Source organism: Streptomyces davaonensis JCM 4913 (assembly GCF_000349325.1).
In the GTDB taxonomy this organism is placed as follows: domain Bacteria; phylum Actinomycetota; class Actinomycetes; order Streptomycetales; family Streptomycetaceae; genus Streptomyces; species Streptomyces davaonensis.
In genome coordinates this window covers 1,467,965-1,492,682 of sequence record NC_020504.1, presented here as the reverse complement: position 1 = coordinate 1,492,682, position 24,718 = coordinate 1,467,965, and the positions used below count along the sequence as shown (strand labels likewise).

The window sequence follows — 24,718 nt, the reverse complement described above, 5'->3', positions numbered from 1 at the left end:
AACGGCCCATTTCCGGGTCCCGCGCATGGGCAGAACGGCCCATCGCGGGTCACGCCAGGCCGTGCGTGCAGGCGTACGCGGTGGCCGCCGCCCTGGACGAGACGTCGAGCTTGGCGAAGATGTTGTTGAGGTGCCGGGCGACGGTGTGCTCGCTGATCACCAGTTCCGCGGCGACGGCCCGGTTGGTGTGGCCCGCGGCGACCAGCCGCAGCACCTGGATCTCGCGCTCGGTGAGCCCACCGGGCTGCCGCCTGCGCACATCGGCGAGCAGGGCCGACGCCCGGCGCGCGTCGGGTACGGCGCCCAGTCGCCGGAAAGTCTGCTCGGCCGCCCTCAGCTCCATCCGGGCACCCTCGTCGTCCCCGGCGGCGCGGTCGGCGGCGGCGAGCGTCATCCGCACCTGGGCGACCTCGTAGGGGACGTCCAGCGCCAGCCAGAGCGTCAGCGCCCGGCGCAGCAGGGGCAGCGCACGGTCCGGATGCCGGGCCGCGAACGCCACCGCGCCGGCCGCCGCCGCGGCTGCCGCGTGCAGCACGGTCGTCTCCGAGCGGCGCCGCCGCTGCCACTGCTGGGCCAGCGTCTGAAGCTCCCCGGTCGCCGAGCGCGCCGCGTCGAGCCGGCCGAGAGCGAGGGCGATCTCGACCTGGGCGACGAGCAGCCGGCAGCGCCCGAGCGGCTCGTTGTCCTCCTCCCGGTCCGCCAGGGCCAGGTTCAGTGCGGTCGCCGAGGCCTCGGCCTTGCCCTGGGCGAGCCGCAGCAGGGCGAGACCGGGCTGCGGGTCGCGGCCGTACTCGTGTGCGCGGTCGTAGGACTGCTCGGCCGCGGCCAGGTCCCCGCGCCGACGCTGGATCTGCCCGATCAGGTAGAAGGCCTCGGCGGCCATCCGCCGCTCGTACGGCAGCAGTTCCTCGACGGTCCGCGCGGCCTCGGTCAGGGCCTCGGCCCAGTTGCCGCGCAGCTCCAGCACCTCCGCCCGATGCACCCGGCACAGCCCGCGGAAGTTGTTCTCGGCGGGCATGGCCGCGCACCACGCCATGGCCGCCTCCGTCCACTCGGCGGCGCGTTCGAGGTCGACGCAGGCCATGGACTGCTGAAGGCCCAGGCAGTAGACCCACCCGGTGAAGAAGGAGGTCAGCTCGCCGGCCATGGCCGCGCACATCGCGTCGTCCAACAGGTCGAGCCCGTCGCCGACCCGTCCCTGCGCCACCAGGACACCGGCCTGCGTCTGCACGCCCAAGGCAGCCAGATCCGGGCTGCCGCAGCGCCGGGCCATCGCGGCCATCCGCCGGGCCGAGACCATCGCCTCCTCGAACGCTCCGCGCGCCTGCGCCTCCTCGGCGTCGATCCAGACCAGGTAACACTGCTCCACGCACTCCGGCTCGTCCCGCAACTGCCGCCGGGCCCGCCGCAGCCAGCCCGCAGCCAGCGCCGAGCGCCCGGCCAGCTGGTGCTCGTAGAAGAGCAGCCAGGCCATGTGCCCCGCCCGGCGGGCATTGTCCGTCGCCACATACCCGGCGTAGGCCCGCATACGATGCACGATCGACTCATCGACCCGACTGCCCCACCAGGCGGCATCCGCGAACGCGGCGCAGTCGTCCGGGGTGAGCCGCGCGGTGTCCACGTCGCTCAGCAGCCGATACGCGTCGGCCCACGCCTCCCGCGCCACGGCGTCCCGGGCACCGCGCAGAGCCTCCGCCGCCGTGTCGACCGTCCGCTCGCTCACCCGCGGCTCCCTTCTCGCGCACTGCGAGAGCCGGATCGCCTTCTTCCAGGATAGGCGGGAGGGGCCTGCGCGGCGGTCGGCGAAGGGACCGCCGCAGCCTCCTCCCTCAGCGGGCCGCCGGTTCAGCGGCTGGCGGCGAGGGCCGCGAGGACGGCGTGGATGAGGCGGGAGACGTAGGCGTCGTCGGTGGGGCCGCCCACCGCGAGCATCCTGAAGTACAGCGGGGCGCCGAAGAGGTCGACGGCCAGCGCGATGTCGATGTCGGGGGGCAGCTCGCCGCGGTCCACCGCCTGGCGCAGCAGGGCCGCCACCGCCGCGCGCCGGGGGGCGAGGACCGACTCGTGGAGCGCCTCGCGCAGGGACGGGTTGCGGGCCGACTCGGCCACCAGATCGGGGACGATCCGGCCGACGAGCGGGTGGTGGAGATCGGCCATCGTGTCCCGGACGAAACGCTCGACGTCGTCGTGCAGGGAACCGGAGCCGGCCGTCTCGGGCAGGTGTGCGGCGGCGGCCTCGGAGACCAGCTCCACCACCATGGCCTCCTTGGCGGGCCAGCGGCGGTAGAGGGCCGCCTTGCCGACGCGGGCCCGGCGGGTGACGGCCTCCATCGACATACGGGCGTACCCGGTCTCGGCCAGTTCCTCGAACACGGCGCGTCTGATCGTCTCGGTCACGGATTCCCGCAGCATCGCCGAGCCCGTGGGCCCGCGGTCGAGTGCACTCCTGCTGGTCGACTCCACGGCGGGACATTAACACCGGACGGAACGGTTGCGTTCCGTCCGGGCCGGGAGTACGTTCCCGCCGAGACGGAACGGACCTGTTCCGTTCCGTAGGGGGAGAGGGGGCCCGGTGAGGCCGCGCATGACCCTGGAGGCCGAGACCCGGTCGGCCGAGGCGGACGGAACCCGGCGCCGGGCCCGCACCGTCCTGGCGGTGCTGGCCCTCTTCATCGTGATCAATGCCGCCGACAAGGCCGTGCTCGGTCTGACCGCGGGCCCCATCAAGGACGAACTCCACCTGACGGCAACCGAGTTCGGGATCATCGCCAGCAGCTTCTATCTGCTGTTCAGCCTCTCCGCCGTCTCGGTCGGCTTCCTCGGCGACCGTATCCGCCCCCGGCCCCTGCTCACCGCGCTCGCCCTGGTCTGGGCGGCGGCGCAACTGCCGATCCTCCTCCCCGCCGCCGGATTCGGCGCGCTCGTCGCGACCCGGGTGATGCTGGGCGCGGGTGAGGGGCCAGGCTATCCGCTGGCCAACTACACGGCCTTCACCTGGTATCCGGAGAAGCGGCGCGCGCTGCCGTCGGCCGTCGTGGTCGCGGGCGGCGCGGGCGGCACCGTCCTGGCCGCCCCGCTGGTCGTCCTGGTCAGTGAAACCCTCGGCTGGCGGGCCGCGTTCGGCCTGCTCGGAGCCGTGGGCCTGCTGTGGACCGCGCTCTGGCTGCGGCTCGGCGGCAGCGGACCGTACACCGCCCGGCTCGGCCCCGCGGACGAACCGTCGGAAGCGGCGTACGACGCGGCCGACGACATGGTGCCCTTCTGGCGCATCGTCACCACCGGTACCTGGCTGGGTGCCACCCTCTCCACCTTCGCGGTCCTGTGGACCCTCGCCCTCGGCTTCGCCTGGGTACCGCTCTACCTGGAGGAACAGGCCGGGTTCAGCGACGGGGAGATCAGCGGGATCGTCGGCCTGCCCGCCCTGTCGATGGCCGTGCTGGTGCTCTCCGCCGGGGCTCTCGCGCACCGGCTCCTGCGGCGCGGGGTGTCCGCACGGGTCGCCCAGGGACTGCTGGGCGCGCTGCTGCCGCTGCTCGCCGGGGCGTGCCTGCTCCTGATGACCCGGGCCCCTGCCGCCGCCCTGCTGCCGCTGCTGGTGGTGGCGTTCTCCGCGGGCAACGGCCAGACCCCGCTGACCAACGCGGCGATCGCGGACATCTGCCCGCCCGGCCGGCGCAGCGCGGCCCTCGGACTGTCGTACGCCCTCGCTGCCCTCGCCAGTCTGATCGCCCCCTACGTCACCGGACGGATCATCGACGCGGCGCCGAACGAGGCCACCGGCTACGCCCGGGCCTTCGACCTGACCGCCTGGCTGCTGATCGCCGGGGCCGTGCTCTCGATGCTCCTGATCCGGCCCGACCATGACGCCCGGGCCCACCGCCGGAAAGCGACCGCGTCCACCACGAAGGCACAGCCCTCAGCGAAGGAGTGACCCCCGTTGCCCGTAGACATCGCCGTCGTCGAAGGGGCCCGGACCCCGATCGGCCGGTACAAGGGAGCACTGGGCCGCATCCCCGCCCACCGTCTCGCCGCCCTCGTGATCCGGGCGGCGATCGCCCGGGGCGGGGCGGAACCCGCCGCCGTGGACGAGGTCGTCCTCGGCTGCGTGGGCCAGGTCGGCCCCGACGCCTTCAACGCCCGGCGGGCGGCTCTGGCCGCCGGGCTGCCCGTGCGGACCACCGCGTACAACGTCAACAGACTGTGCGGGTCCGGTCTCCAGGCCATCTGGTCGGCCGCGCAAAGCCTCACGGTCGGTGGGGTGGACCTCGTCGTGGCCGGCGGGAACGAGTCGATGACCCGTCAGCCCCTGCTGGACTACAGCGAGCGCGCCGCCGACGAACTGCCCGGAGCATCCCAGGTCGACGGCACCCTCTCCTTGCTCACCGACCCCTTCGGGCAGTACCCGATGGGCATGACGGGCGAATTGGTGGCGGACCGGTACGGCATTTCGCGCGAGCGCCAGGACCGGTGGGCCGCCGAGAGCCAGCGCCGGGCCGCCGTCGCCGTCGACGAGGGGCGATTCCGTGACCAAGTCGTCCCGGCCGACACCGCGGACGGCCTCGTCGAGCGGGACGAACATCCCCGGCCCGGCACAACGGTGGCGAAGCTGGCGGCCCTGCCTCCCGTGTTCGCGCAGAACGGCACGATCACCGCCGGGAACTCCGCCGGAATCAACGACGGCGCGGCGGCCGTCCTGCTGACGCGCACGGCCGACCTCGGCCCCGGCACCACGCCGCTGTGCCTCCTGCGAGAAGTGGCGGTCACCGCTCTCGAACCGGAGATCATGGGAGTCGCCCCCATGGAGGCGATCAGCGCCCTGCTGCGCCTGAGCGACCTCACCCTCGACGACATCGACGTGATCGAGCTCAACGAAGCGTTCGCGGCCCAGGTCCTCGCCGTCATGGACGGCCTCAAGCTCGACCCGGACCGGGTCAACCCGAACGGCGGGGCGATCGCCCTCGGCCACCCCATCGGCGCCACCGGAGCGGTGCTGCTGCTCAAGGCGGCCCATGAACTGCGCCGCACCGGCGGCCGGTTCGCCGTGATCACCATGTGCATCGGCGGCGGCCAGGGCATCGCGGCGCTGATCGAGAACCCGGGTGCGATCCGATGAGCGGCTACGCCTGGTACCCGGCTCGCGAGCACACCGAGCACAGCAACATCGCGGCCTTCTGCCGCGAGCATGGCGTCGAGGGCGGCTACCGCGCCCTGCAAGCCAGGTCCGTCGCCGACCCCGAGTGGTTCTGGGAGCGGGCCGTGCGGGACATCGGCATCGTCTGGCACGTGCCCCCGCGGCGCGTCCGCGACGACACCGGAGGCATCGCGTTCACCCGCTGGTTCCCGGGCGGGCGCACCAACCTGGTGGACTCCTGCCTGGGCCGCCAGGTACGGCAAGGGCGCGGCGGCGCCCCCGCACTGCGCTGGGAGCGCGAGGACGGCACCCGCGGAGTGCTCACCTACGGCGAAGCGGCCACCCAAAGCGCCCGGATGGCGGGCCGGCTGCGCGAACTGGGGGTCACGGTCGGCGACCGGGTGGCCGCGTACCTGCCCCCGGGGCCCGAGGCCTTCGTCCTGCTCTTCGCCTGCGCGCGCATCGGCGCCGTCCTGGTCCCCCTGTTCTCCGGCTTCGGAGCCGAGGCGATCGCCGTGCGGCTCGCCGACGCCGAGCCTCGGGTCCTGGTGACCGCGACAGCCTCCGTCCGGCACGGACGCCGCCACGACATGGAGAGCGCCGCCCGCACGGCCTTGGAGAAGGCGTCGTGCGTACGGCATCTCGTCGTCGTCCCGGAGACGGCGAGCGCGTCCGGACCGCCCGGTACGACCTGGCAGGGGCCGGCCGCCGCCGAGCCCGCCGGAACCGTCTCGCTCGCCGCCGACACCCCCTTCCTCCTGCTGCACACCTCCGGCACCACCGGCCGGCCCAAGGGCGCCGTCCACACCCACGGCGGTTTCCCGGCCCAAGTCGGCAGTGAGACGCGGTACAACCTCGACCTGCGGCCGGACGACGTCGTGTGGTGGGTGACCGACCCGGGCTGGATCATGTTCCCGCTCGTCGCCGTCGGAGCGACCCTCGCCGGTGCCTGCGTCCTGGCGTACGAGGGCGCGATCGACCATCCGGGCCCCACCCGGCTGTGGCGGCTGCTCGACGACCACGAGGTCACCGTGTTCGGCAGCTCGCCCAGCCTGTCCCGCATGCTGAGGGGACGCGACCTGCCGCACCCGGGGGCACCGGGCCGGCTGCGGATCCTCGGCTCCACCGGGGAACCGTGGACCGAGGAGGCGTGGCACTGGTACTTCGCCGAGTTCGGCGGCAAACGCTGCCCGGTGATCAACATCTGCGGCGGCACCGAGGTCGGCGGCTCCCTGCTCGCCTCCGCGCCCACCCTGCCCCAGTCGCCCTGCGGTTTCGCGGGCCCGTGCCTGGGCATCGACGCGGCCGTCGCGGATGCCTCGGGCGCCGAGCCGCCCGAAGGACAGGCCGGAGAGCTGGTCGTACGGCAGTCGTGGCCCGGCATGACCCGCGGGCTGTGGCGGGCACGCGAACGGTTCACCCAGGCCTACTTCGACCGGCGGCCGGGCCGCTGGGCGCACGGTGACCTCGTCTCGCGGACCGGCGAGGAGTGGTTCGTCCACGGCCGCCTCGACGACGTCATCAAGGTGGCCGGCAAACGCCTCGGACCCACCGAGGTGGAGGAGACGGTCCTCGGCGACCCGGCCGTCGGCGAGGCCGCCGCGGTCGGCATACCGCACCCCGTCAAGGGCGAGGCCCTGTGGTGCTTCGCGGTCCCGGCCGCCGACAGGCCGCTCGGCGCAGCGGAGTGCGAGCTGATCCGCGCACGCGTCGCCGACGCCCTCGGCTCCGCGTTCCGGCCCAGCCGGGTGATCGCCGTGCGCCAACTGCCCAGGACCCGCAACGGCAAGGTGATGCGGCGCCTCATCCGCGACGTGGTCACCGGCGAGGAGCCCGGCGACCTGTCCACCCTCGTCAACCCCGAGAGCCTCGACGCCCTCCGTACCGCCGTCCAGCAGATCCCGGACCACTGAACAGGGACAACCCGCCCCTGGACCAAGGGAGTTCCATGCCGACCATCGACATCCTCCTGCCCGGCTTCGGCCTCGACACCGATCAGGGCTATCCCGCCTTCTGCGGAGTGTTCCTGGTCCGCGGTCCGGACGCCGCCGGACAGCCCCGGAACATCCTCGTCGACGCCGCCCACGTCGGCCGGCGTCCCTTCCTGTGGACCGCGCTCGCCGACCACGGCCTGTCGGCCGACGACATCGACACCGTCGTGCTCACGCACGCCCACTGGGACCACGTACAGAACATCGACCTGTTCCCCGGGGCGACCCTGGTCGTCCACCCCGACGAGCGCCGGTACGCGCACACCCCGCACGCCAACGACTGGGCCACGCCCGCCTGGACGGGGCTGCTGCTGGAGCAGCTACCCGTCCGCGAGGTCGGGGACGGGGAGGAGATCATCCCCGGCGTCGAGGTCCTCGGCCTGCCCGGCCACTCGCCGGGCAGCATCGGCCTGGTGGTGCACACGGAGGCGGGGCGGGCCACGATCACCGGCGACGCCCTGCACTTCGCGTACGTCGCCACGACCGGTCGCAACCCCCTCGTCTTCTGGGACGCCGACCAGGCCGCGCGCAGCATCGGGCGGATCCTGGACGTGTCCGACGTGATCTATCCGGGCCACGACCGGCCGTTCCGGCTCACCGCGGACGGCGGCATCGACTACCTGGCGCCCTTCGCGCTCACCGTGACCGGGGCAGGGCCCGACACCCCGGGGCTGCGCTTCGCCGACTCCTCGGCCCGGCCGTCCTGGGTCATGCCGGGCATCCAGGAACAGCGCGCCCTGTACGAGAAGAACGCCGACGACAGCGCGCGGCGGATCAGCCGGGTGCCGCGGGTGGTGCGACCGGCGGCGGCTCCCCGAGCAGCCGGGCCAGGGAGCGGTTGAGCCGGCCGAAGAAGGGGCCGGGCTCCTCACGAGGGAAGAAGTGACCGCCGGGCACCAGGGTCAGACGGAAGTCGTGTGCGTACCGCTCCCACGCGCGCACCCGTGCCGGGTCCACCAACGGGTCGTCGAGGCCCGCGAACGCCTCGACGGCCAGGGGCAGCCGGGCCTGTTCGTCGTCCGGGTCCGGCAGCCCCGCCCTACTGTGGCTCGCGCATACCCGCAGGTCGTCCCGGACGATGGGCAGCAGCACCCGCAGCCAGTCCTCCCGGTCCAGGAACTGCGGGTGCATACCGCCGAAGTCGACCAGCAGCCGGGCCAGTTCGCGGTCCTCGTACCGGTCGGGCAAGGGCAGCGTGGGCGTCAGGTGCGGGGCCGCGTACGCGCCGAGGAACAGTGCCTCGGGGCCGCGTCCTCCCGCCCGCAGCCGGGCCGTGGCCAGGGCGGCCGCCACCAAGGCGCCCATGCTGTGGCCGTACGCGGCCCAAGGGCCCTCGTCGAGGCAGGGGGCGAGATCCCGGGCGAGGGTCTCGACGAGCTCCCCGGCGTCCTGAAAGCGGGGTTCCCGGTAGCGCGCCTCGCGCCCCGGCAGCTGCACCGGCAGGACGTCCACGCCGGACGGGACGCGGGCGGCCCAGGAGCTGAAGAACGAGGCCCCGCCGCCCGCGTGGTGGAAACAGAACAGCCGCAGCCGGGCGTCCGCACGGGGCGTCCGGTTCAGGCACGGCACCGCGGCGGTGGTGGTCATACGGGGGCTCCGGCCGACGTACGGTTCAGCCGGCGCCGGGCGCGCAGGACGCGGGCGCGGGCCGAGGCCGCCCGGCGTACCGCGCTCGCCGTGCCCGTCATCCGCAGCGCCTGCGCCAGCAGCCACAGCCGGGTCTCGGCGGCTTGCTCGGGCCGGCCGCCCAGCGTGTCGTTCTCGACCAGTCGCAGGCGCGGCACGGTCCGTTCGAGCAGCTGGGCGTCGGAGTACGGCACGATCTCGTCGTCGCGGCCTGCCACGCAGGCGACCGGGACGCGCAGTTCGGCAAGCTGCTCCTCGTCCACCGGCCAGTCGGCCAGGGCGGCCGGCAGCCGTTCCACCGGCGTACGCATCAGGTGGGACAGGGTGAGGTTCACCAGCTGCGGCAGCGGGGCGTGCTGCGCGGCCCGGACGAAGAAGTCCCGCACCGGCGCCCCGACGGTGGCCAGCCCCCTTACCCGGTCGTCGTCCAGCACATGACGCAGGGCCAGATGCCCGCCGAAGCCGAGACCGACGACGCAGGTGCGGGAGGTGTCGGCCGCGCGGCCGAGCAGATCGAGGAGGTAGGTGAGCATGCGCACGCTGTCCGTTCCGTAGGTGAGGGAGTTCTCGCCGACCCCCGGCAGCTCGGTGACCACGACGGCCGCGCCGAGCCGGTCGGACTCGGCGAGCACCGGGGCCCACTGTTCCTTGACGCCGGCGATCCCGCCGACGACGAGGATCAGCGGGAGCCTGTTCCGCAGGGACAGGCCGGTGGCCCAGCAGGCGAAGCCCGCGTCCTCGAAGGGCAGATCGAGCCGGGTGACGCCGCGGGCACGTTTGCGCCAGCGATCGAAGGCCGCCACACAACCCTGCTGCGCCGCGAGCCGGTCCGGGCCGTCGACGTACGGGAAGCGGGCCATCGCGTAATAGCGGACCGCGTCCAGATCGCGGCCGCGTGCCTCGGCCGCCGTCGCGAGCGAGGACCAGGTGTGGGTCCAGGCGCCCTCGGTGTCCTCGGAGAGGCTGTGCGTCACCCGGTGGATGACGTCGCCGGGGATGCCCTGGGCGTACGCGTGCGGGAGAGCGAACCTGCGCAGCTCCGCCATGGGGATCATCGGGCTGCTCCTTTCTCTTCCTCTTTGCCGAGCAGGGCGAGACAGGCTCGTATCCGCCTGCCGAGGCCGGGGGACCAGACCAGGTCCAGGTGGGTGTCGAGGAACACCGCGTGGAAGTGCAGGCAGGCGTCGGGTTCCTGGGGCGGGGAGTCGGTCGTCGGAGGGGTCATGGCTCGGTCACCACCTGGTGCATCTGGCGGAACGTCCTGACCTCGAGCAGATCGGCCACCGGGATCCGCCGCCCGACGACGCGCTCCACCACGGTCACCAGCCGCAGCAGCAGCACCGAGTCCCAGTCGGGGAAGTCGTCCAGCGGCCGGTCCAGGTCCTCCTCCTCCAGGTACAGGCCGAGTTCCTCCTCAAGGAGCGTGCGGAATTCCGCCGTACCGGCGAGGGCGGTGGTCATGTGCGGTCTCCGGTGTCGGGCCCGAACGCGGCGTGCAGCCGCAGGTGGGCGGGGGCGGGGGCGATGTGGCGCAGGTCGTGCCGGAAGAAGACGGCGTCGGGATCGTCCGGGTCGGTGCCCACCGGGGTGAAGCCCTGCTCGCCGTAGAACGCGGCGAAGGCGGCGTTGCGCGGGGACGGCAGGTAGCGGCCCGCCACGGCCTGCGCCCCGCTGTCGTGGGCGAATCGAAGCACCGCGGCCACACAGGCGGCCTCGATGCCCCGGGCGAACACGCGGCAGCTCAGGGCGAAGTTGTCGATGCGCAGCACTTTCCCGTCGCGGCGCAGGAACAGCGCGCCGACCAGGCCGTGGTCGCCGAACCGGTCACGCGCGTGCACCGCGATCACGTACTGTCCCGGGTACGTCATCCGGTCGGCCACCTGCGGGACGTGGAGTCGCTCGGTGGCCAGATGGAACTGGTTGGTGCGCAGGGTGAGTTGGGAGACTCGCGCGAGGTCCGGCTCGTCCGGCGGGCGGAGGGTGACCTCCAGGCCGAGCCCGTCGAGGTAGTCCTGGTAGGAGTCGAAGTCCTCGCGGAACTCCTGCCGTCGGGCCTCGGTGCGGTAGCGGTCCGCCCGCTCCAGGTCGGCCTCGGTCAGCTCGAACAGGTCGAACCAGCCGTCGGCCAGCAGCGCCGAGGGGTGCAGGGCGGGTTCGTCGTCGACGCGTACGACAGCGACCTCGGGCAGCTGCTCGGCGACGAGCCCGCATTCGAAGAGGCTGTCGTCGGCGAAGACGAAGCTGTCCAGGCCGAGTCCGAGCCGTTCGGCGATGTCCCGGAGATTGTCGTGCTTGGGCTTCCAGTTGGCGTTGACGTGCACGAAGTCCTGCTCGCGCAGGACCATGGCCGGATGCGTCCGCAGCGTGCGGCTCACGGCGTCCGCGTCGTTCTTGCTGCTGACCGCGAGCAGCACACCCTGGGCGGCGAGTTGCCGGAGCACCCGCTGGAACTCCGCGAAGGCCTCGCCGCGCAGCCCCACGCCGAGTTCGATGCCGCCGGGCCCGTCCTCACCGAGTACGCCGCCCCACAGGGTTCCGTCCAGGTCCAGCACCAGGACCTTGCGGGTCCGGCCGAGGCGGGCACGGACGATGTGCGCGGATTCCCGGGCGTAGCGGGCCAGCAGCGGCTCGGACAACCGCGCCCGGGCGTACTGGGCGGCGCGCGGCTCCGCTGCGGGCACGCCCTCGCCGATCAGCGGATCGAGGTCGATGACGACCACGCCCGGGTGTTCGGCGGCGAGTGACAGCAGCCCGCTGTTGAACTGCCGCCACACCACGCCGAGCCGGGCCCGGCAGCGCAGGTCGATCAGCTGATGGGTGAAGTGGTGGTGCAACGGGACGGTGTTGAGCACGAGCAGCCCGCGACCCGCCTGCTGATGGGCGCCCACGGCGGCGGTCAGCAGCGCGAGTTGGGTCCGCGCCGCTTTCTCGACGTCCTCGGCCCGCCAGGGCGCGGTGAGGCCGCCGACGACCGTGTGCGCGTCGAGCACGCACAGCGTCAGGTGCGGTTGCTCCTCGCCCATCGCCGGGTCGGCCGGCCGCATCAAGTCCTGCACGTACGACCCGTACGGCGCGACCTTCGCCTCCAGCAGCAGCCCATGGCGGGCCAGTTCGGCGGTGAGCGGTCCCACGACCGGTGCCACGGTGGACTCGCCCGTCACGGCTATGGAGACCACCGGCAGGTCGGGGGCGTGGCGGCGTACCTCCTCCAGGTCGAGCCGGGCCAGCAGCTGGCCCGCGGCCGGGAGGTCGGCCCGGGGCATCCGGGACAGCAGCGCCCGCACCGTGCCGTACTCCTCGGCCAGCCTCCCGGCGCGGTACAGGCCGCGCAAAGCGGCGAGGGACGCCTGGTCGTGCCAGCTCGCAGGGGACAGGGGAATCCGTTCCTGGGCCTGGGTCATGAGCGCTCCAGCGCGATACCGGACTTGATCCACTTGCTGGACTCGACGGCCACCGCGACGGCGCGCCCCGGACTCTCCCACTGCTCCAGGAGCTCGGCGAGCTGGAGGAAGGGCAGGGCGTTGCCGTTGTTGCCGACGGAACGCACCACGTTGATGCGTCGGGCGCCCGGGGCGGGCATGGCCGCCGAGATGCGGTCGCTCATCCGGCCGGAGAGCTGTGGGGGCAGCAGGAAGTCCACCTCCTCGGCGCCCCAGCCCAGGTCGCCGAGGAGTTCCCAGAACATCTGCTGGGCCAGGAGGGGCACCGTCTCCTCGATCGCCTTGTAGTCCTCCGAGACCGCCGGACGGTCGCTGTGCCGGTCACCGAGCCCGAACCAGTCGATGATCTGGCCGGGTTCGCGGCCCAGCCCCACCAGCCGGTTGAGCACCTGACGGATCGCGATCCCCGGGCCCAGCGGTTCGGCGCTGAGCACGGCCGCTCCGGCCCCGTCGCCGAAGAGGGCGTAATTGACGAGTTCGGCGGATGTGCGGGTACCGGGATCGAAGTCCCGCTCCAAGTGCTTGGCGCACACGTCGCCGCCGATCACCAGCACGGTGGCGCAGCGCCCGGCCAGCAGCAGGGTGCGGGCCACGTCGAGGGCCTGCACGGCGCCGGCGCAGCCGGACTGGAGCTGGTAGGTGGGGGCGTTGTCGATGCCGAGCCGGTCGGCGACCAGGTTCACGGTGGCGGGCATCAGATGGTCCGGGGTCGCGGTGCCCATGACGACGCAGTCGATGTCGCGCGGATCGAGACCGGCCTGCGCCAGCGCCCGGTCGGCGGCGGTCGCCGCGATGTCGGCCAGGCTGTGCCGCACCTGACCGGTGGCCAGGTCGACGGCGAAGTACCGGCTGGTGTTGCCGATGAACATCTCGGCCCACGTCTCGTCGACGCCGACGAGCTTGGCCAGCGTCGCGTTGTCCACGGGCTCCCCGGGCAGACAGGTGCCGACCGAGGCCAGGTGTGCGGTGGGAACGGTCATCGGCCGGTTCCTTCCGGGGTCAGGGGCAGGGCGGTGTCGGCGAGGCCGCGGCTGCGCAGATACCGGACCAGGTCGCCCACGGTGCGCATGCTCTGAAGCAGTTCCTCGACCGGGAGCGTGCCGAGGTGGGGCAGCTCGTGCTCGATCCGGGCCTTCAGCTCCACGGCCTGGATCGAGTCGAAGCCGAGGTCCTCATGGAGCCGGGAGTCGTCGTGCACCAGGTCGGGGTCGTGTCCGCCGACCCGGCACACCAGACGGCGGGCCTGTGCGGCGAGGGAGTCCGGCACGTCCCCTGCCGGGGTCGGCGGACACGACTGATCGCGGTCCGTGGGCAGCGGTACCGCGGCGTCCGCGCCAAGGGGGATGGGGGGCGCGGACGGTTCCGGATGATCCGGGGCGGCGCCGGAGCGCCAGGCGCGGAACGAGGTGTCGAACAGATAGGGCGGCAGCCGACGGGGCAGCCGGTCGGACTCGGCGTACAGCACGTCCCAGTCGGGGGTGAGGCCCGCGCACCACAGTTCGCCGAACAACTGCTGGGGCCGGTGCCCCGGGGCACGCTCGCCGGGATGTGCGGCGTGCAGGCTCACCGGGGATCCGGTCTCCGTCCGCAGCCGGGCCAGCAGCGGGGTGAGCACCGCGGCCGGGCCGATCTCCACCACGTGGGTGACGTCGGTGGCGAGCAGTGCGTGGGCGGCCTCGGCGAACCGCACCGGGGCGGTGATCTGTGCCGCCCAGTAGTCGGCGTCAAGGGTTTCCTCGCCGGTCAGCTCCCGGCCGTGGACGGTCGAGAAGACCGGAAGGTTCGGACGCCGGTCGGGGGTGTTCGCGCAGGCGCGGCGGAACGCGTCGACCACGGGCAGCATCAGCGGCGAGTGGAAGGCATGGGAGACCGCGAGCGGCCGGGCGGCCACCTTGCGTTCGGTCAACTCGGCGATGAGGGCGGTGAGTTCACCGCGGTCTCCGGCGATCACGGTGCGGCGGGGGCCGTTCGCGGCGGCCAGGCCGAGCCGCTGCCGTCCCGCGAGCAGCGGCTCGGCCTCCGCGGCGTCGAGGGCCACCGCGAGCATCCCGCCGTCGTCGGGCAGTGTCTCCATCAGCTGTCCGCGCCGGGCGACCAGCCGGGCGGCGTCCGCCGGGTCGAGCGCTCCGGCCACGCAGGCGGCCGCGAACTCGCCGATGCTGTGCCCGATGACGTACGCGGGCCTGATCCCGGCCTCGGCCAGGGTGGCGGCCATCGCGTACCCGACCGCGAACAGCGCGGGCTGGACCAGTCCCGGGCGGTGGAACTCCGGGGCGTCGTCGAGGAGCAGGTCGCGCACGGACCGACCGGTGTGCGGGGCGAGCAGTCGGTCCACGTCGTCGAGGTGGCGTGCGTAGGCGGGGCACGACCGGTACCAGGAGGCGGTGTTCCGGGGGTCCTGCGCACCCTGCCCGGTGAAGGCGAACGCCACCGACGGGGCCGCCCGCCGGGCGGTGCCCGCCGGGCCGGTCCCGTCCACCCGGTGTGCCGCCTCCCGGAGCCCCGCCACCAGCGTGGGCAGGTCGGCGGCGGCGACGGCCACCCGTTGCGGCAGCCGGGACTTGACCCGGTTGCTGGTCCAGCACACCTGCGCCAGTTGGTCGCCCGGACGGCGGGCGAGGGCCTCGGCCTGGGCGAGCAGATTGGCCCGCAGCCGCTCCGCGCCCCGGGCGGAGACGGTGAACACGCCCGGCGCACCGGGGCGGGTCCGATGGACCGTCCGGGGCGCTGAGGCCAGCACCGCGTGGGCGTTGCTGCCGCCCATGCCGAAACTGCTCACCGCGGCATGCACCGTGCCGGAGCCCAGCCTGAGCGGCGACCTGAGCAGGTTCAGCCGCTGTCCGGGCAGGTCCAACCGCGGGTTCTCGTCGTGGGCGTACCGGCTCGGCGGCACCGTACGGTGGTGCAGCGCGAGGACGGTCTTGATGAGTCCGGCGATGCCGGCCGCGCCTTCGGCGTGCCCGAAGTTGCTCTTGACCGAGCCCAGCGCGACGCTGCCGCCGCTGCGGGCAGCGGTCAGCCGGCCGAGCGCCTGGGCCTCGATGAAGTCGCCGAGCAGCGTGCCGGTGCCGTGCGCCTCGATGAACCCGATGTCGTCGGCGGTGATGCCGGCCCGCTCCCACACGGACTCGATCAGCTGCTCCTGAGCCCAGCGGTTGGGCGCGGTGATGCCGTTGCTGCGGCCGTCCTGGTTGCTCCCGGTCTCCTTCAGCACGGCGTACACCGGCTGACGGTCCGCCAGCGCGTCGCCGAGGCGGCGCAGCACGAGCACCGCCACGCCCTCGGCGCGCCCGATCCCGTCCGCCGCCGCGCTGAACGGCTTGCACCGGCCGTCGGGCGCCGAGAGACCGGCCTGGGTGTAGAAGATGTTGATGACCGGCGTCATGATCAGGTTGGTGCCGGCCACCAGGGCGTGGTCGCACTCGCCCCAGCGCAGCGAGTTCATCGCGAGGTGCACGGCGACCAGCGAGGAGGAGCAGGCCGTGTCCACCGCAAGGCTCGGGCCCTTGAGGTCGAGGTGGTACGAGACGCGGTTCGCGGCCATGAAGTAGCCGTTGCCGGAGCCGTGGCGGGCGGTGATCCGGTCGTAGTCCCGGAGCGCCAGATGCGCCCACTCGCTGGCCATCACTCCGACGAACACGCCGGTCGCCGTGCCGGCCAGGTCCTGCGGTGCGACGGCGGCGTCCTCCACGGCCCGCCACGAGCACTGGAGCAGCAGCCGTTGCTGCGGGTCCATCGCGGCGGCCTCGCGCGGTGCGATCCCGAAGAAGGCGGGGTCGAACGCGTCGGGGTCGTCGATGAAGCCGCCGCGCACGGTGTTGCTGCGGCCGGGCGGCCGGCTGCCGGGGGCGCCCTGCGCGGTGGACGGGGCGGCGACGTGGTAGCGCTCAGCGTCCCAGCGCCGCTCGGGCACCCGGCCGGTGCCGTCGCGTCCGTCCATGAGGAGTGCCCAGTACTCCTGTGCGTCCCGGGCGCCGGGGAAACGGCAGTCGAGACCGACTACGGCGATGGGCTCGCGCACGCTCATGACGGGTCCTCGCGGCCCGCAGCCCGGTCGGCCAGGCGTTCGGCGACATGGGACGCGATCGCGTGGACCGTCGGGAAGTCGTACGCGATGGTGGGGGAGACCGCCATCCGGTACGTCTCCTCGATCTCGCCGCAGATGCTGATCGCCGCGACGGAGTCGATGCCGTAGTCGGCGAGCGGGGTGTCCGGGTCTATCTCGTCGGCGGTCCTGCGCAGGTGGAAGGCGACTCGCCCGGTCAGCCACAGTTCGAGGTCGGGTGCCGTTCCGCGAGGCGAGGGCCGGTCCACGGGTCCGGCGCGACGGGCGCCTCGGGTGTCGGGGGCGATGCTCATGGCGTTTCTTCCTCTCAGGGGCTGGTGCCTGCAGAACTCAGCGACGGGTGACGGCGGGCTCCGGTGCCTCGCCCGGGGCGGTGACCAGGGCGGCGACCGGCGGCTGAAGCCGCTGGTGCAGCACCGGCAGGCTGCCGTCGAGGAAGAGCCGCCGCATGAGGGTGCGCTGCGTCTTGCCGCTGGTGGTCCTACGGATCGCTCCGGGGCGCACCAGCACCACGCTCACGGCGGGCAACTGGAACTGACGGCTGATCAAGGACTGGACCGAGGCGCCGAGTTGGACCAGGTCCGCTGCCTCGACGGCGGGGGCCCGCAACTCCTGCACCACGACCACGTGCGCGCGCTCGGACGCCTCGTCGGTGACGGTGAACACCGCGCCTCCGCCGCGCCGGAACGCCTCCCCGGACTCCTGTACGGCCTGCTCGATGTCCTGCGGGTAGAGGTTGCGGCCGTGCTGGATCAGCATCTCCTTGATCCGCCCGGTGACGTAGAGCTCCTCGTCGAGCAGGGCCCCGAGATCACCGGTGCGAAAGTAGCCCGCGCGGCCGTCCGCCGTCACGGCCCGGAAGGTCTCGGCGGTGAGCTCCTTCCGGTTCCAGTAGCCGGAGGCCACCGATCGGCCGCGCAGCCAGATCTCGCCGACCTGGCCGTCGGGCAGCACCCGCAGGGTCACCGGGTCCACGATCAGCACCTCGGTGTCCTTCGGCCGGCCGCAGCCGACCAGGGTGCGGTCGGCACGGTCGCTACGGGCGGGCCGCAGCTCGTCCTGCTCCAGGGCGCGGGCGTCCACGGTGAGTTCGAGGTGGGGGGCCTCGGTGTCGCCGCTGGAGACCAGCAGGGTGTTCTCCGCCAGGCCGTAACAGGGCCGGATCGCCTGCGGACGCAGCCCGTTGCCCGCGAAGCGGCCGACGAAGGCGCGCAGGGTCTCGGCGCGCACCGGCTCGGCCCCGTTGAGGGCCACCCGCAGGCTGGACAGGTCCAGGTCGGCGGACTGTTCCTCGGTGACGCGGCGGGTGCACAGTTCGTAGCCGAAGTTGGGGGATGCGGTGCCCTCGACCCGGTAGTCGTGGATCATGCGCAGCCAGCGGTGCGGTTGTTTGATGAAGGCGATCGGGGACATCTGCACGCTGGTGCCGCCCACCCACAGCGGTTGCAGGGTCATGCCGATGAGCCCCATGTCGTGGTAGAGCGGCAGCCAGCTGCCGGCCACCACGCCGTCCGGGGTCACCATGGCGCCGCGGATGGCCTCCTCGTTGGCGGCGAGGTTGGCGTGCGTGACCATGACGCCCTTCGGCTCGCTGGTGGAGCCGGAGCTGTACTGGAGGAAGGCCACATCCGTGTCGCGTACGCGGGGCGGGGTCCACAGGTCGGGGTCGGCCGTCTCCTCGGCGTCCGCGCCGGTCGCCAGGCACAGCACGTCCTGCTCTCCCGCTGCGGCCAGCCAGGCCGCGATGGCCTGCCGGTACTTCGGCAGGGTCAGCACCGCGCCCACGTCGGCGTCCCGCAGGATCCCGTGGACCCGGGCCAGTCGTTCGCCCGGCTCGTCGGGCAGGGGTGCGGGGATGGCGGTGCGCCCCGCGTAGAAGCAGCCGAGAAAGGCCGTGACGAAGTCCAGGGTCGGCGGGTAGAGCAGCAGGACCGGACGCGAGCGGTCTTGCTGGGACGCGTGCTGGAGCCTGGTGGCCACCGAGCGGGCCCGGCGGTCCAGTTCGGCGTAGCTGAGCTGCTCGGGCCGCATGTCCGGGCCGTCCTCGTGCAGGTACACGAACGCGGGCCGCTCAGGATGGCGTTCCACGCCGGTGCGTACGGCGTCCGTCATCGTCCGGTACTGAAGCTGGTGTGGCACGGGCTGTCCTCTCCCAGAACCGATCCTTGCGGCGGCACCGAGTGCCATCCGATTGCCCCAAGCCTTGAGGTGTCGTGAAAAGACGGCGTAAAGCGAAAATTGGTGCGCACGTCAAGGGTTTGGGGTTGTAGGCATGGCCGGTTGCGACGATGGGTGCGCGCGGGGACACGTACCGTGCTGGCACGCGGTGCCTGAAGCGTCGACGCGAGGAGGGCTGTGTGGGCGAAGCGGACGTACCCGGCGAGGGGACCGCGGTGGGAGCACTCCCGGCCGGTCCGCTGCCTCCCGGCGGGCATGCCGTCTGCCTGGGCCGGCTGGACGTACGGCCGCGGGCGCTCGGTGTGCCCGCGGGCGAAACCGTGGGCCGGGCACGGTCGTTGGGCTCCCGGCGGCTGCTGCGCCAAGCGGTGGCGGCGGCCGCCGCCACCTCACCCCACCGTGTGGTCCTGGACCGCGACGGCCATGGGCGGCCGGTCCTGCGCGCCCCCTCGGGGCTGGACGTGAGCATCAGTCATACGGCCGACGTGCTAGTCGTCGGCGTGGCGCACGGTCGTCGCATCGGCGTGGACGTGGAGGCGCGGGACCGCCCGTTGCTGGCGCCCGGGTTCGCCGAGAGGTTCTGTCACCCGGAGGAACTGGCCGAGCTGCGCGAACTGCCGCCCGCCGAACGCAATGCGCTGCTGGTACGGCTGTGGACGCTCAAAGAGGCCTACACCAAGGCGCTCGGCGTCGGTCTTGCGCACGATTTCGCACGCCTCCGCCCCCGGCCCGTCCCGGGCGACGGCTGGTGGCTGGAACCTTCCGCGCCGGGTTGGCGGTTGCGGTGCGATCCGGTCATGGACCGCTTCGTCGTCGCCCGCGCATTGGGGCCTGACGGTCTGTAACCACCGGCTTCGGCAATCGAGTCAACAGTGTTTCGATACACCGTTGACTCGATTGCTCGCCGGGTCTAGCGTCAAGGCCACGGCGCCGAACGGCACTCAGCTCACGATCACCCTCTTCTCACCGAGGAGCGGACATCCGTGACACCTCAGTCTCGCCGCACGCCCCCTGGCCCCACCTCGCAGACCGCGCACCCGCACCGCTGGCGCGTGCTCGCGGTGCTCCTGGTCGGCCTGCTGCTCGTGGTCCTGGACACGTCGATCCTCAACGTGGCCTTGAAAACCCTGGCCGAGCCCGCGCCCGAGGGCCTCGGGGCCTCGCCGGGCGCATTGCAGTGGTCCATCGACTCCTACACCCTGGTCTTCGCCGCGCTGCTCTTCACCACCGGCGCGCTCGCCGACCGCTGGGGACGAAAACGCGTCCTGCTGGCCGGACTTGCCGTCTTCGGCGCCTGTTCCGTGTGGTCCGCCTACGCCAGCAGCGCCGACGAACTGATCGTCGCGCGGGCGGGTTTGGGAGTCGGGGCCGCCCTGGTGCTGCCGGCCACCCTGGCGATCATCATGGCCGTCTTCCCGCCCGCCGAGCGTGCCAAGGCCATCGGTCTGTGGGCGGGCGCCGCCGGACTGGCCATCGCGCTCGGGCCGATCACCGGTGGCGCGCTGCTCGAACACTTCTGGTGGGGCTCGGTGTTCCTGGTCAACCTGCCCGTCGTACTGATCGGCGCCACCGCCGCGCTCTACGTCGTCCCCGAGTCCAAGGACCCCGGACGCGGCGGTCTCGACCCGCTCGGCGCCGTGCTGTCCGTCGCCGGGCTCACCTCTCTGGTGTACGGCGTGATCCGGGGCGGTGAGTCGGACAACTGGGCGGAGGCCGTCGTCTGGGGGCCGATCCTCGGGGGTCTGCTGATCCTGGGCCTGTTCGCCCTCTGGGAACACCGCATCGAGCGGCCCGCGCTGGACCTCGCCCTGTTCACCGACCGCCGCTTCTCGGCTGCGGTGACGGTCATCTGCCTGGTCTTCTTCGCCTTGCTCGGCGCCACCTTCTTCCTGGTGTTCTATCTCCAGAGCGTGCGCGGCTGGACGCCGCTCGAGGCCGGGTGCCTGCTGCTGCCCCTGGCCCTGGCGCAGTTGGGCTGCTCGGCACCGGCCACGCTCGCGGCCAAACGGATCGGAACCGGGCCGGTGTGCGCCGTGGGCATGCTGCTCACCTCGCTGGCCTTCCTCGCCGTGGCGGGCATCGACGAGCGGACCGAGGTGTGGGTGATCGAGTCCGTCCTCTTCGTCATGGGCATCGGCATCGCCTGCGTCATGCCGCCCGCGACCTCGGCCGCCATGTCCGCCGTCTCCTCGGACCGGGCGGGCACCGGATCGGCCGTCACCACCACCTTCCGGCAGGTCGGCGGCGCCCTCGGTGTCGCCGTCCTCGGCTCGGTGCTCTCCCTCGCCTACCGCTCCCGGATCGAGGACCACCTGACGCCGCTGCCCGCCCCGCTCCGCGACAGCGCCGGGGAGTCCATCGCCGCCACCCTCACCGCCGCGGAGGACCTGGGCCCGCGAGGTGCACCGCTCGCCGGCCGGGCCGTCGACGCGTTCGTCTCCGCCATGCACCTCACGGCCCTCGTCGCGGTCGGTGTCACCTTCCTCGGCGCCCTCGTCAGCCTGCTGTTCCTGCCCTCCCGTACGGCCATCAGGGCACCCGGCGGCCAGGAGGCGACCACGCGAGAAGTCCACACCACGGAGGTCTGAGCCGTATGCCCCACGTCGACCCACCCGCGGCCGCCCCGGGACCCGTCCCCCGGGGCGGCCGCCAGCGCGACCCCGCCGCCGACCAGGCGATCCTGGACAGCACCCTGGGCCTGCTCAGTGAGGGGTGCAGCTTCGGCGACCTGTCCATGGACCTGGTCGCCCAGCGCGCCTGCGTCGCCCGAGCCACCATCTACCGCCGTTGGCGCAACAAGGAAGAACTGGTGCTCGCCGCGCTGGGCAGCCTCGACCTGCCCGTGCCGCCGCTGGACGGACTCAGCCTGCGGGACCGGCTGGTGACGCTCGTCGACCAGCTGCGCCACCGCGGCCAGGACACCAATCTGCACCGGCTGATCGGCAGCCTGCTCGGAGAGGCGGTACGCCGCCCGCAACTCGTGGAGCGCTTCGAGGACACGGTCGTCGCCGCCCGGCACGAGGCCTTTCTACGGGTCCTGGCGGACGGCATCGACAGCGGCGAGCTCCGCGCCGACCTCGACCTGGACGATGCCGTCGAGATGCTCACCGGCCCGATGGCCGCCCGCCTGATCCTGCGTCAACGCCCCGTGGAATCGGCGGTGTTCGCCGAACGCATCGTCGACGCCTTCCTGAACGGAACCCGCACGAGCCGGCCCGGGACAAGCCCGGGCACGACACCGGAGCACCTTCCCCACGCTGAGGAGCCGCTGCCATGAAGTTCCTGTTCGACGACCCAGCCTTCGACTACCAGGCACTACGCGCCGCCGGCTATGCCGACTACGGCGGTGCGCAACTCGGCGAGGTGGTTGCGGTCGCCTCCCGGATCTCCGGCGGAGACACCGCCTCCTGGCGGCAGGCCTGGACCTCGCTCGCCGAACGCGTCCACGGCCTGGCCGTCACGGCACGCGGCGAGGGCCGCACCGACTCGGCCCGCGCCGCGCTGCTGCGGGCGCACAACTACTACCGGACCGCCGAGTTCTTCGAGCGCGACGACCCGCGCGGCGCGGAGGCCCTACGGCTGATGCGCCTGTCCCGCGAGACCTTCGCCGACGCCGCCGAACTCATGGAGCGCCCACCGCAGTTCATCCGCATCCCCTACGAGGACACCTCACTGCCCGCCTACCTGTACCGGGTCGACGACTCCGACGTGCCCCGGCCGACGATCATCCACCACGGCGGGCTCGACTCCACGGTGGAGGAAGGCTACTTCTTCGTGGCCGCCGCGGCCCTCGCCCACGGCTGGAACTGCCTCTGCTTCGAAGGGCCCGGACAGGGCTCCGTCCTGCGCGACCAGGGCCTGGTCTTCCGGCCCGACTGGGAGGAGGTCGTCACCCCGGTCGTGGACCATGCACGGTCCCTGCCCGGGGTGGATCCCGACCGCCTGGCGCTGATCGGCACCAGCCTCGGCGGCCTGCTCGCGCTGCGGGCGGCTGCCTTCGAGCACCGACTGGCCGCCTGCGTCGCCCACGACGCAGTCTGGCAACTGGGCGATGTCGTCGCCCTGCCGCCGTTCGTGCATGAGTGGGTCGAGCAGGGACACGACGACTTCGCCAATCCGGTCATGTGGGGGATCGCCGCCCAGCAGACCTTCACCCGCTGGCTGCTCCGGCACGCGCTGTGGACCTTCGGCGCCGACACCCCGGCCGGACTGTTGCGTCGGCTGCCCGAGTTCGGGCTGTCCGACGTCATCGGACGGGTGAGCTGTCCCGTGCTCGTCATGGACGCGGAAGAGGACATGTTCTTCGCCGGACTGGAACACGCCAAGAAGGTCTACACCGGACTGAACGCGCCCAAGACGCTTGAGGTGTTCACCGCGGACGGGGGCGGCGGAGCGCACTGCCACTCGGGGGCCATGCGGCTCTTCCACGACCGGCTGTTCTCGTGGCTGACCAAGACCGTTGAGACGGAACGGGCGGTCGGGGTCTGACCGTCCTGGCCACGGACCGTGCAGGGCAGACAGCCCGGCCCTGGGTGAGCAGGCCGGGCTGTCGTCCAATTCGAGCGGCCGAATTCATTCCCCCGACTCGAATCCGGGCGTCCGAGTTCTATTGTCTTTAATGGCGGTGTAACAGGGAGGGGGTGGCAGCGAGAGATGGGCTGGCATAGGCTTCACGCACTAGTCGCGATATCGTCGACTAGGTGCGTCCCGGACCTGGGGACGGACGGGGGAACCAGAATCAGTTGAATGCGTATCCGCGCATTCTGGGGGGTTTGCTGTGGCCCTGTCCTCTGTACAGGCTGACCAGCCACTGCGCTACGACCTGCTCGGGCGCCTGCGGGTGACCCGAGGCGGCGCCGACCTGACGCCCGAGCCGCCCAAGCTCGCCAAACTGCTCGCCCTGCTCCTGATCAAGGCAGATGAGCCGGTGGCCGGCGAGAAACTCGTGGCGGAGCTGTGGGAGCAGGATCCGCCGCGCTGCGCGGTGGCGAGCCTGCGCGTGTACATATCACAACTGCGGAAAATTCTGAGCGCTCCGCAAGGAATGTCACCGATTGTCACGACGGCGCCCGGATATATTCTTGGCACGAGCGGGACGGTGACGGATCTCCATGAATTCGAGATGCTCTACAGTCGTGGTCGGGAACGGTACGGGGAGGCTGATTTCCGCCATGCCTCCGAACTTCTCCGGCGAGCGCTTTCGCTGTGGCGCGGCCCGGTTCTGGAGGGCATTCCCGGCTCGCTGGTCATCGATTCGTTCACCACGGTCCAGGACGAGAAACGGCTGAATTGCACAGAACTGTGGATGGCGTCGGCGCTGGCTCTCGGCTGCCATCACCAGATGATCGAGGAACTGCGCGGCCTGGTCCTCCAGCACCCGCTGCGGGAGCCCTTCCACCACCAGCTGATGGTCGCCCTGTACCGGGCGAACCGCCAGGGCGACGCGCTCGCGGCGTACCGCAGTGCCCGCCGGGTGCTCAGAGAGGAACTGGGCGTCGAGCCCGGCCCGTCGCTACGTCTCGCCCACGAGGCGATTCTGCGAGCGGACCCGGCCCGCTTGGAGGCCGCCGGGGTCATTCCGGCCCTGCGGTGACCGCACGGCACGGGAGTTGCCGTGTTTTCGCCCCTCAGTGTGGCCGCCGCTGCACCACGTCGGCGAGCACTGTGGTCACGAGCTTGTGCACGGTCGCCGGCTGCGGCGGGCCGGGGTCGCGGTCCGCGAACAGCAGGTGACCGCCACCGACCAGGGAGAGCGTGAGTGAGTCGATGTCGGCGTCGGCCGCGATGCGGCCCAGTTCACGCTCGTCGGCCAGGTAGGCGGAGATCGCGGTCGTGGCCTGGGAGAGGATGGCGATGCCGCCGCCGGGCCTGGACTGCCGCAGACGGGCCCGCAGTTCGTCCCGGAAGGTGATGAGCGGGATGATCGCCACCGGCACCGGTCCGAACAGGGTGGTCAGCGCGGTGGTGAGGTTGCCGGCCACCGTGTCGGCGCCGACGGACTCACCCAGCGCCCGCGTCCGTTCCTCCAGTTGCGCGGCCCGGTCGAGCACGAAGTCGGTGAGGAAGGCGTCGAAGTCGCTGAAGTGCCGGTGCAGGACGCCCTTGGCGCAGCCCGCCTCGTCGGTGACGGCCCGGCTGGTCAGCGCGTTCGGCCCGTCCCGCAGCAGCACGCGCTCGGCAGCGTCGAACAACTGCTGCCGTGCGTCACGAAGGTGCACACCGGTTGGCACTCTCGGCCCCTCTCGTACGTCGATCCGCCGGCATCCGTTGTCCAGTGGGCATGTGC

General features: G+C 72.5%; 21 protein-coding genes. 9 read left to right on the top strand and 12 right to left on the bottom strand.

Annotated features, from left to right (window positions below; genetic code table 11):
* Nucleotides 1–49 precede the first annotated feature (49 nt).
* Both BN159_RS06605 and BN159_RS06600 read right to left on the bottom strand, forming a co-directional pair.
* A complete protein-coding gene (locus BN159_RS06605; protein ID WP_015656150.1) occupies nt 50–1,723 on the bottom strand; it encodes a LuxR family transcriptional regulator in 1,674 nt (557 codons plus the stop codon).
* A gap of 122 nt (nt 1,724–1,845) precedes the next feature.
* Entirely contained in the window at nt 1,846–2,463 is a 618-nt protein-coding gene (locus tag BN159_RS06600; RefSeq protein ID WP_197541373.1) for a TetR/AcrR family transcriptional regulator, read from the bottom strand.
* 121 nt (nt 2,464–2,584) lie between these two features.
* Here BN159_RS06600 and BN159_RS06595 point away from each other — a divergent pair, with 121 nt between their 5' ends.
* From BN159_RS06595 to BN159_RS42765, 4 genes are read left to right on the top strand one after another with little or no spacing between them, the layout of a single operon-like run.
* The gene (locus BN159_RS06595; protein WP_015656148.1) at nt 2,585–3,931 is read left to right on the top strand and encodes an MFS transporter; all 1,347 of its coding nucleotides are present in this window, start codon (nt 2,585–2,587) and stop codon (nt 3,929–3,931) included.
* Nucleotides 3,932–3,937: 6 nt separating this feature from the next.
* Nucleotides 3,938–5,113, top strand: coding sequence for a thiolase family protein (locus BN159_RS06590; RefSeq protein WP_015656147.1), 1,176 nt, complete (start codon nt 3,938–3,940; stop codon nt 5,111–5,113).
* On the top strand, nt 5,110–7,044 hold the full coding sequence (locus BN159_RS06585; protein WP_015656146.1) for an AMP-binding protein: 1,935 nt from the start codon (nt 5,110–5,112) through the stop codon (nt 7,042–7,044). The genes BN159_RS06590 and BN159_RS06585 overlap by 4 nt, the downstream gene beginning before the upstream one ends.
* Nucleotides 7,045–7,079: 35 nt before the next feature.
* Entirely contained in the window at nt 7,080–7,964 is an 885-nt protein-coding gene (locus tag BN159_RS42765) for an MBL fold metallo-hydrolase (protein WP_015656145.1), read from the top strand.
* On the opposite strand, the gene BN159_RS06575 is transcribed toward BN159_RS42765, so the two are convergent.
* The 9 genes from BN159_RS06575 to BN159_RS06540 are packed head-to-tail and all read right to left on the bottom strand — an operon-like array spanning nt 7,897 to nt 18,393.
* Nucleotides 7,897–8,709 carry a thioesterase II family protein gene (locus BN159_RS06575; RefSeq protein ID WP_015656144.1) on the bottom strand — a complete coding sequence of 271 codons (813 nt, stop codon included), beginning with the start codon at nt 8,707–8,709 and terminating at the stop codon, nt 7,897–7,899. The genes BN159_RS42765 and BN159_RS06575 overlap by 68 nt on opposite strands.
* Nucleotides 8,706–9,803 carry an alpha/beta fold hydrolase gene (locus tag BN159_RS06570; RefSeq protein ID WP_015656143.1) on the bottom strand — a complete coding sequence of 366 codons (1,098 nt, stop codon included), beginning with the start codon at nt 9,801–9,803 and terminating at the stop codon, nt 8,706–8,708. Before BN159_RS06570 ends, BN159_RS06575 begins: the two co-directional genes overlap by 4 nt.
* A complete protein-coding gene (locus BN159_RS45670; protein ID WP_015656142.1) occupies nt 9,800–9,973 on the bottom strand; it encodes a hypothetical protein in 174 nt (57 codons plus the stop codon). Before BN159_RS45670 ends, BN159_RS06570 begins: the two co-directional genes overlap by 4 nt.
* Entirely contained in the window at nt 9,970–10,209 is a 240-nt protein-coding gene (locus BN159_RS06565; RefSeq protein ID WP_015656141.1) for a phosphopantetheine-binding protein, read from the bottom strand. Before BN159_RS06565 ends, BN159_RS45670 begins: the two co-directional genes overlap by 4 nt.
* Nucleotides 10,206–12,149, bottom strand: a complete 1,944-nt coding sequence (locus BN159_RS06560; RefSeq protein WP_015656140.1) for an HAD-IIIC family phosphatase — start codon at nt 12,147–12,149, stop codon at nt 10,206–10,208. Before BN159_RS06560 ends, BN159_RS06565 begins: the two co-directional genes overlap by 4 nt.
* Nucleotides 12,146–13,168, bottom strand: coding sequence for a 3-oxoacyl-ACP synthase III family protein (locus tag BN159_RS06555; protein ID WP_015656139.1), 1,023 nt, complete (start codon nt 13,166–13,168; stop codon nt 12,146–12,148). The genes BN159_RS06560 and BN159_RS06555 overlap by 4 nt, the downstream gene beginning before the upstream one ends.
* Entirely contained in the window at nt 13,165–16,215 is a 3,051-nt protein-coding gene (locus BN159_RS06550) for a type I polyketide synthase (RefSeq protein ID WP_015656138.1), read from the bottom strand. Before BN159_RS06550 ends, BN159_RS06555 begins: the two co-directional genes overlap by 4 nt.
* Nucleotides 16,212–16,547, bottom strand: a complete 336-nt coding sequence (locus BN159_RS06545) for an acyl carrier protein (RefSeq protein WP_015656137.1) — start codon at nt 16,545–16,547, stop codon at nt 16,212–16,214. The genes BN159_RS06550 and BN159_RS06545 overlap by 4 nt, the downstream gene beginning before the upstream one ends.
* A 37-nt stretch (nt 16,548–16,584) precedes the next feature.
* The gene (locus BN159_RS06540; RefSeq protein WP_015656136.1) at nt 16,585–18,393 is read right to left on the bottom strand and encodes a fatty acyl-AMP ligase; all 1,809 of its coding nucleotides are present in this window, start codon (nt 18,391–18,393) and stop codon (nt 16,585–16,587) included.
* A gap of 218 nt (nt 18,394–18,611) precedes the next feature.
* Here BN159_RS06540 and BN159_RS06535 point away from each other — a divergent pair, with 218 nt between their 5' ends.
* The 5 genes from BN159_RS06535 to BN159_RS06515 all read left to right on the top strand — a co-directional run bounded on the left by BN159_RS06535 (nt 18,612) and on the right by BN159_RS06515 (nt 24,025).
* Nucleotides 18,612–19,277 carry a 4'-phosphopantetheinyl transferase family protein gene (locus BN159_RS06535; RefSeq protein ID WP_015656135.1) on the top strand — a complete coding sequence of 222 codons (666 nt, stop codon included), beginning with the start codon at nt 18,612–18,614 and terminating at the stop codon, nt 19,275–19,277.
* Nucleotides 19,278–19,415: 138 nt separating this feature from the next.
* A complete protein-coding gene (locus BN159_RS06530; protein WP_015656134.1) occupies nt 19,416–21,020 on the top strand; it encodes an MFS transporter in 1,605 nt (534 codons plus the stop codon).
* A 5-nt stretch (nt 21,021–21,025) separates the two neighbouring features.
* Nucleotides 21,026–21,709 (top strand): TetR/AcrR family transcriptional regulator, encoded by a 684-nt coding sequence (locus tag BN159_RS06525; protein WP_015656133.1) that lies wholly within the window; start codon nt 21,026–21,028, stop codon nt 21,707–21,709.
* A complete protein-coding gene (locus BN159_RS06520; protein ID WP_015656132.1) occupies nt 21,706–22,920 on the top strand; it encodes an alpha/beta hydrolase family protein in 1,215 nt (404 codons plus the stop codon). The genes BN159_RS06525 and BN159_RS06520 overlap by 4 nt, the downstream gene beginning before the upstream one ends.
* A gap of 289 nt (nt 22,921–23,209) precedes the next feature.
* A complete protein-coding gene (locus tag BN159_RS06515) occupies nt 23,210–24,025 on the top strand; it encodes an AfsR/SARP family transcriptional regulator (RefSeq protein WP_015656131.1) in 816 nt (271 codons plus the stop codon).
* 34 nt (nt 24,026–24,059) lie between these two features.
* On the opposite strand, the gene BN159_RS06510 is transcribed toward BN159_RS06515, so the two are convergent.
* Complete coding sequence (locus BN159_RS06510; protein ID WP_015656130.1) at nt 24,060–24,662, bottom strand: TetR/AcrR family transcriptional regulator; 603 nt, start codon at nt 24,660–24,662, stop codon at nt 24,060–24,062.
* Between the last annotated feature and the right edge of the window lie 56 nt (nt 24,663–24,718).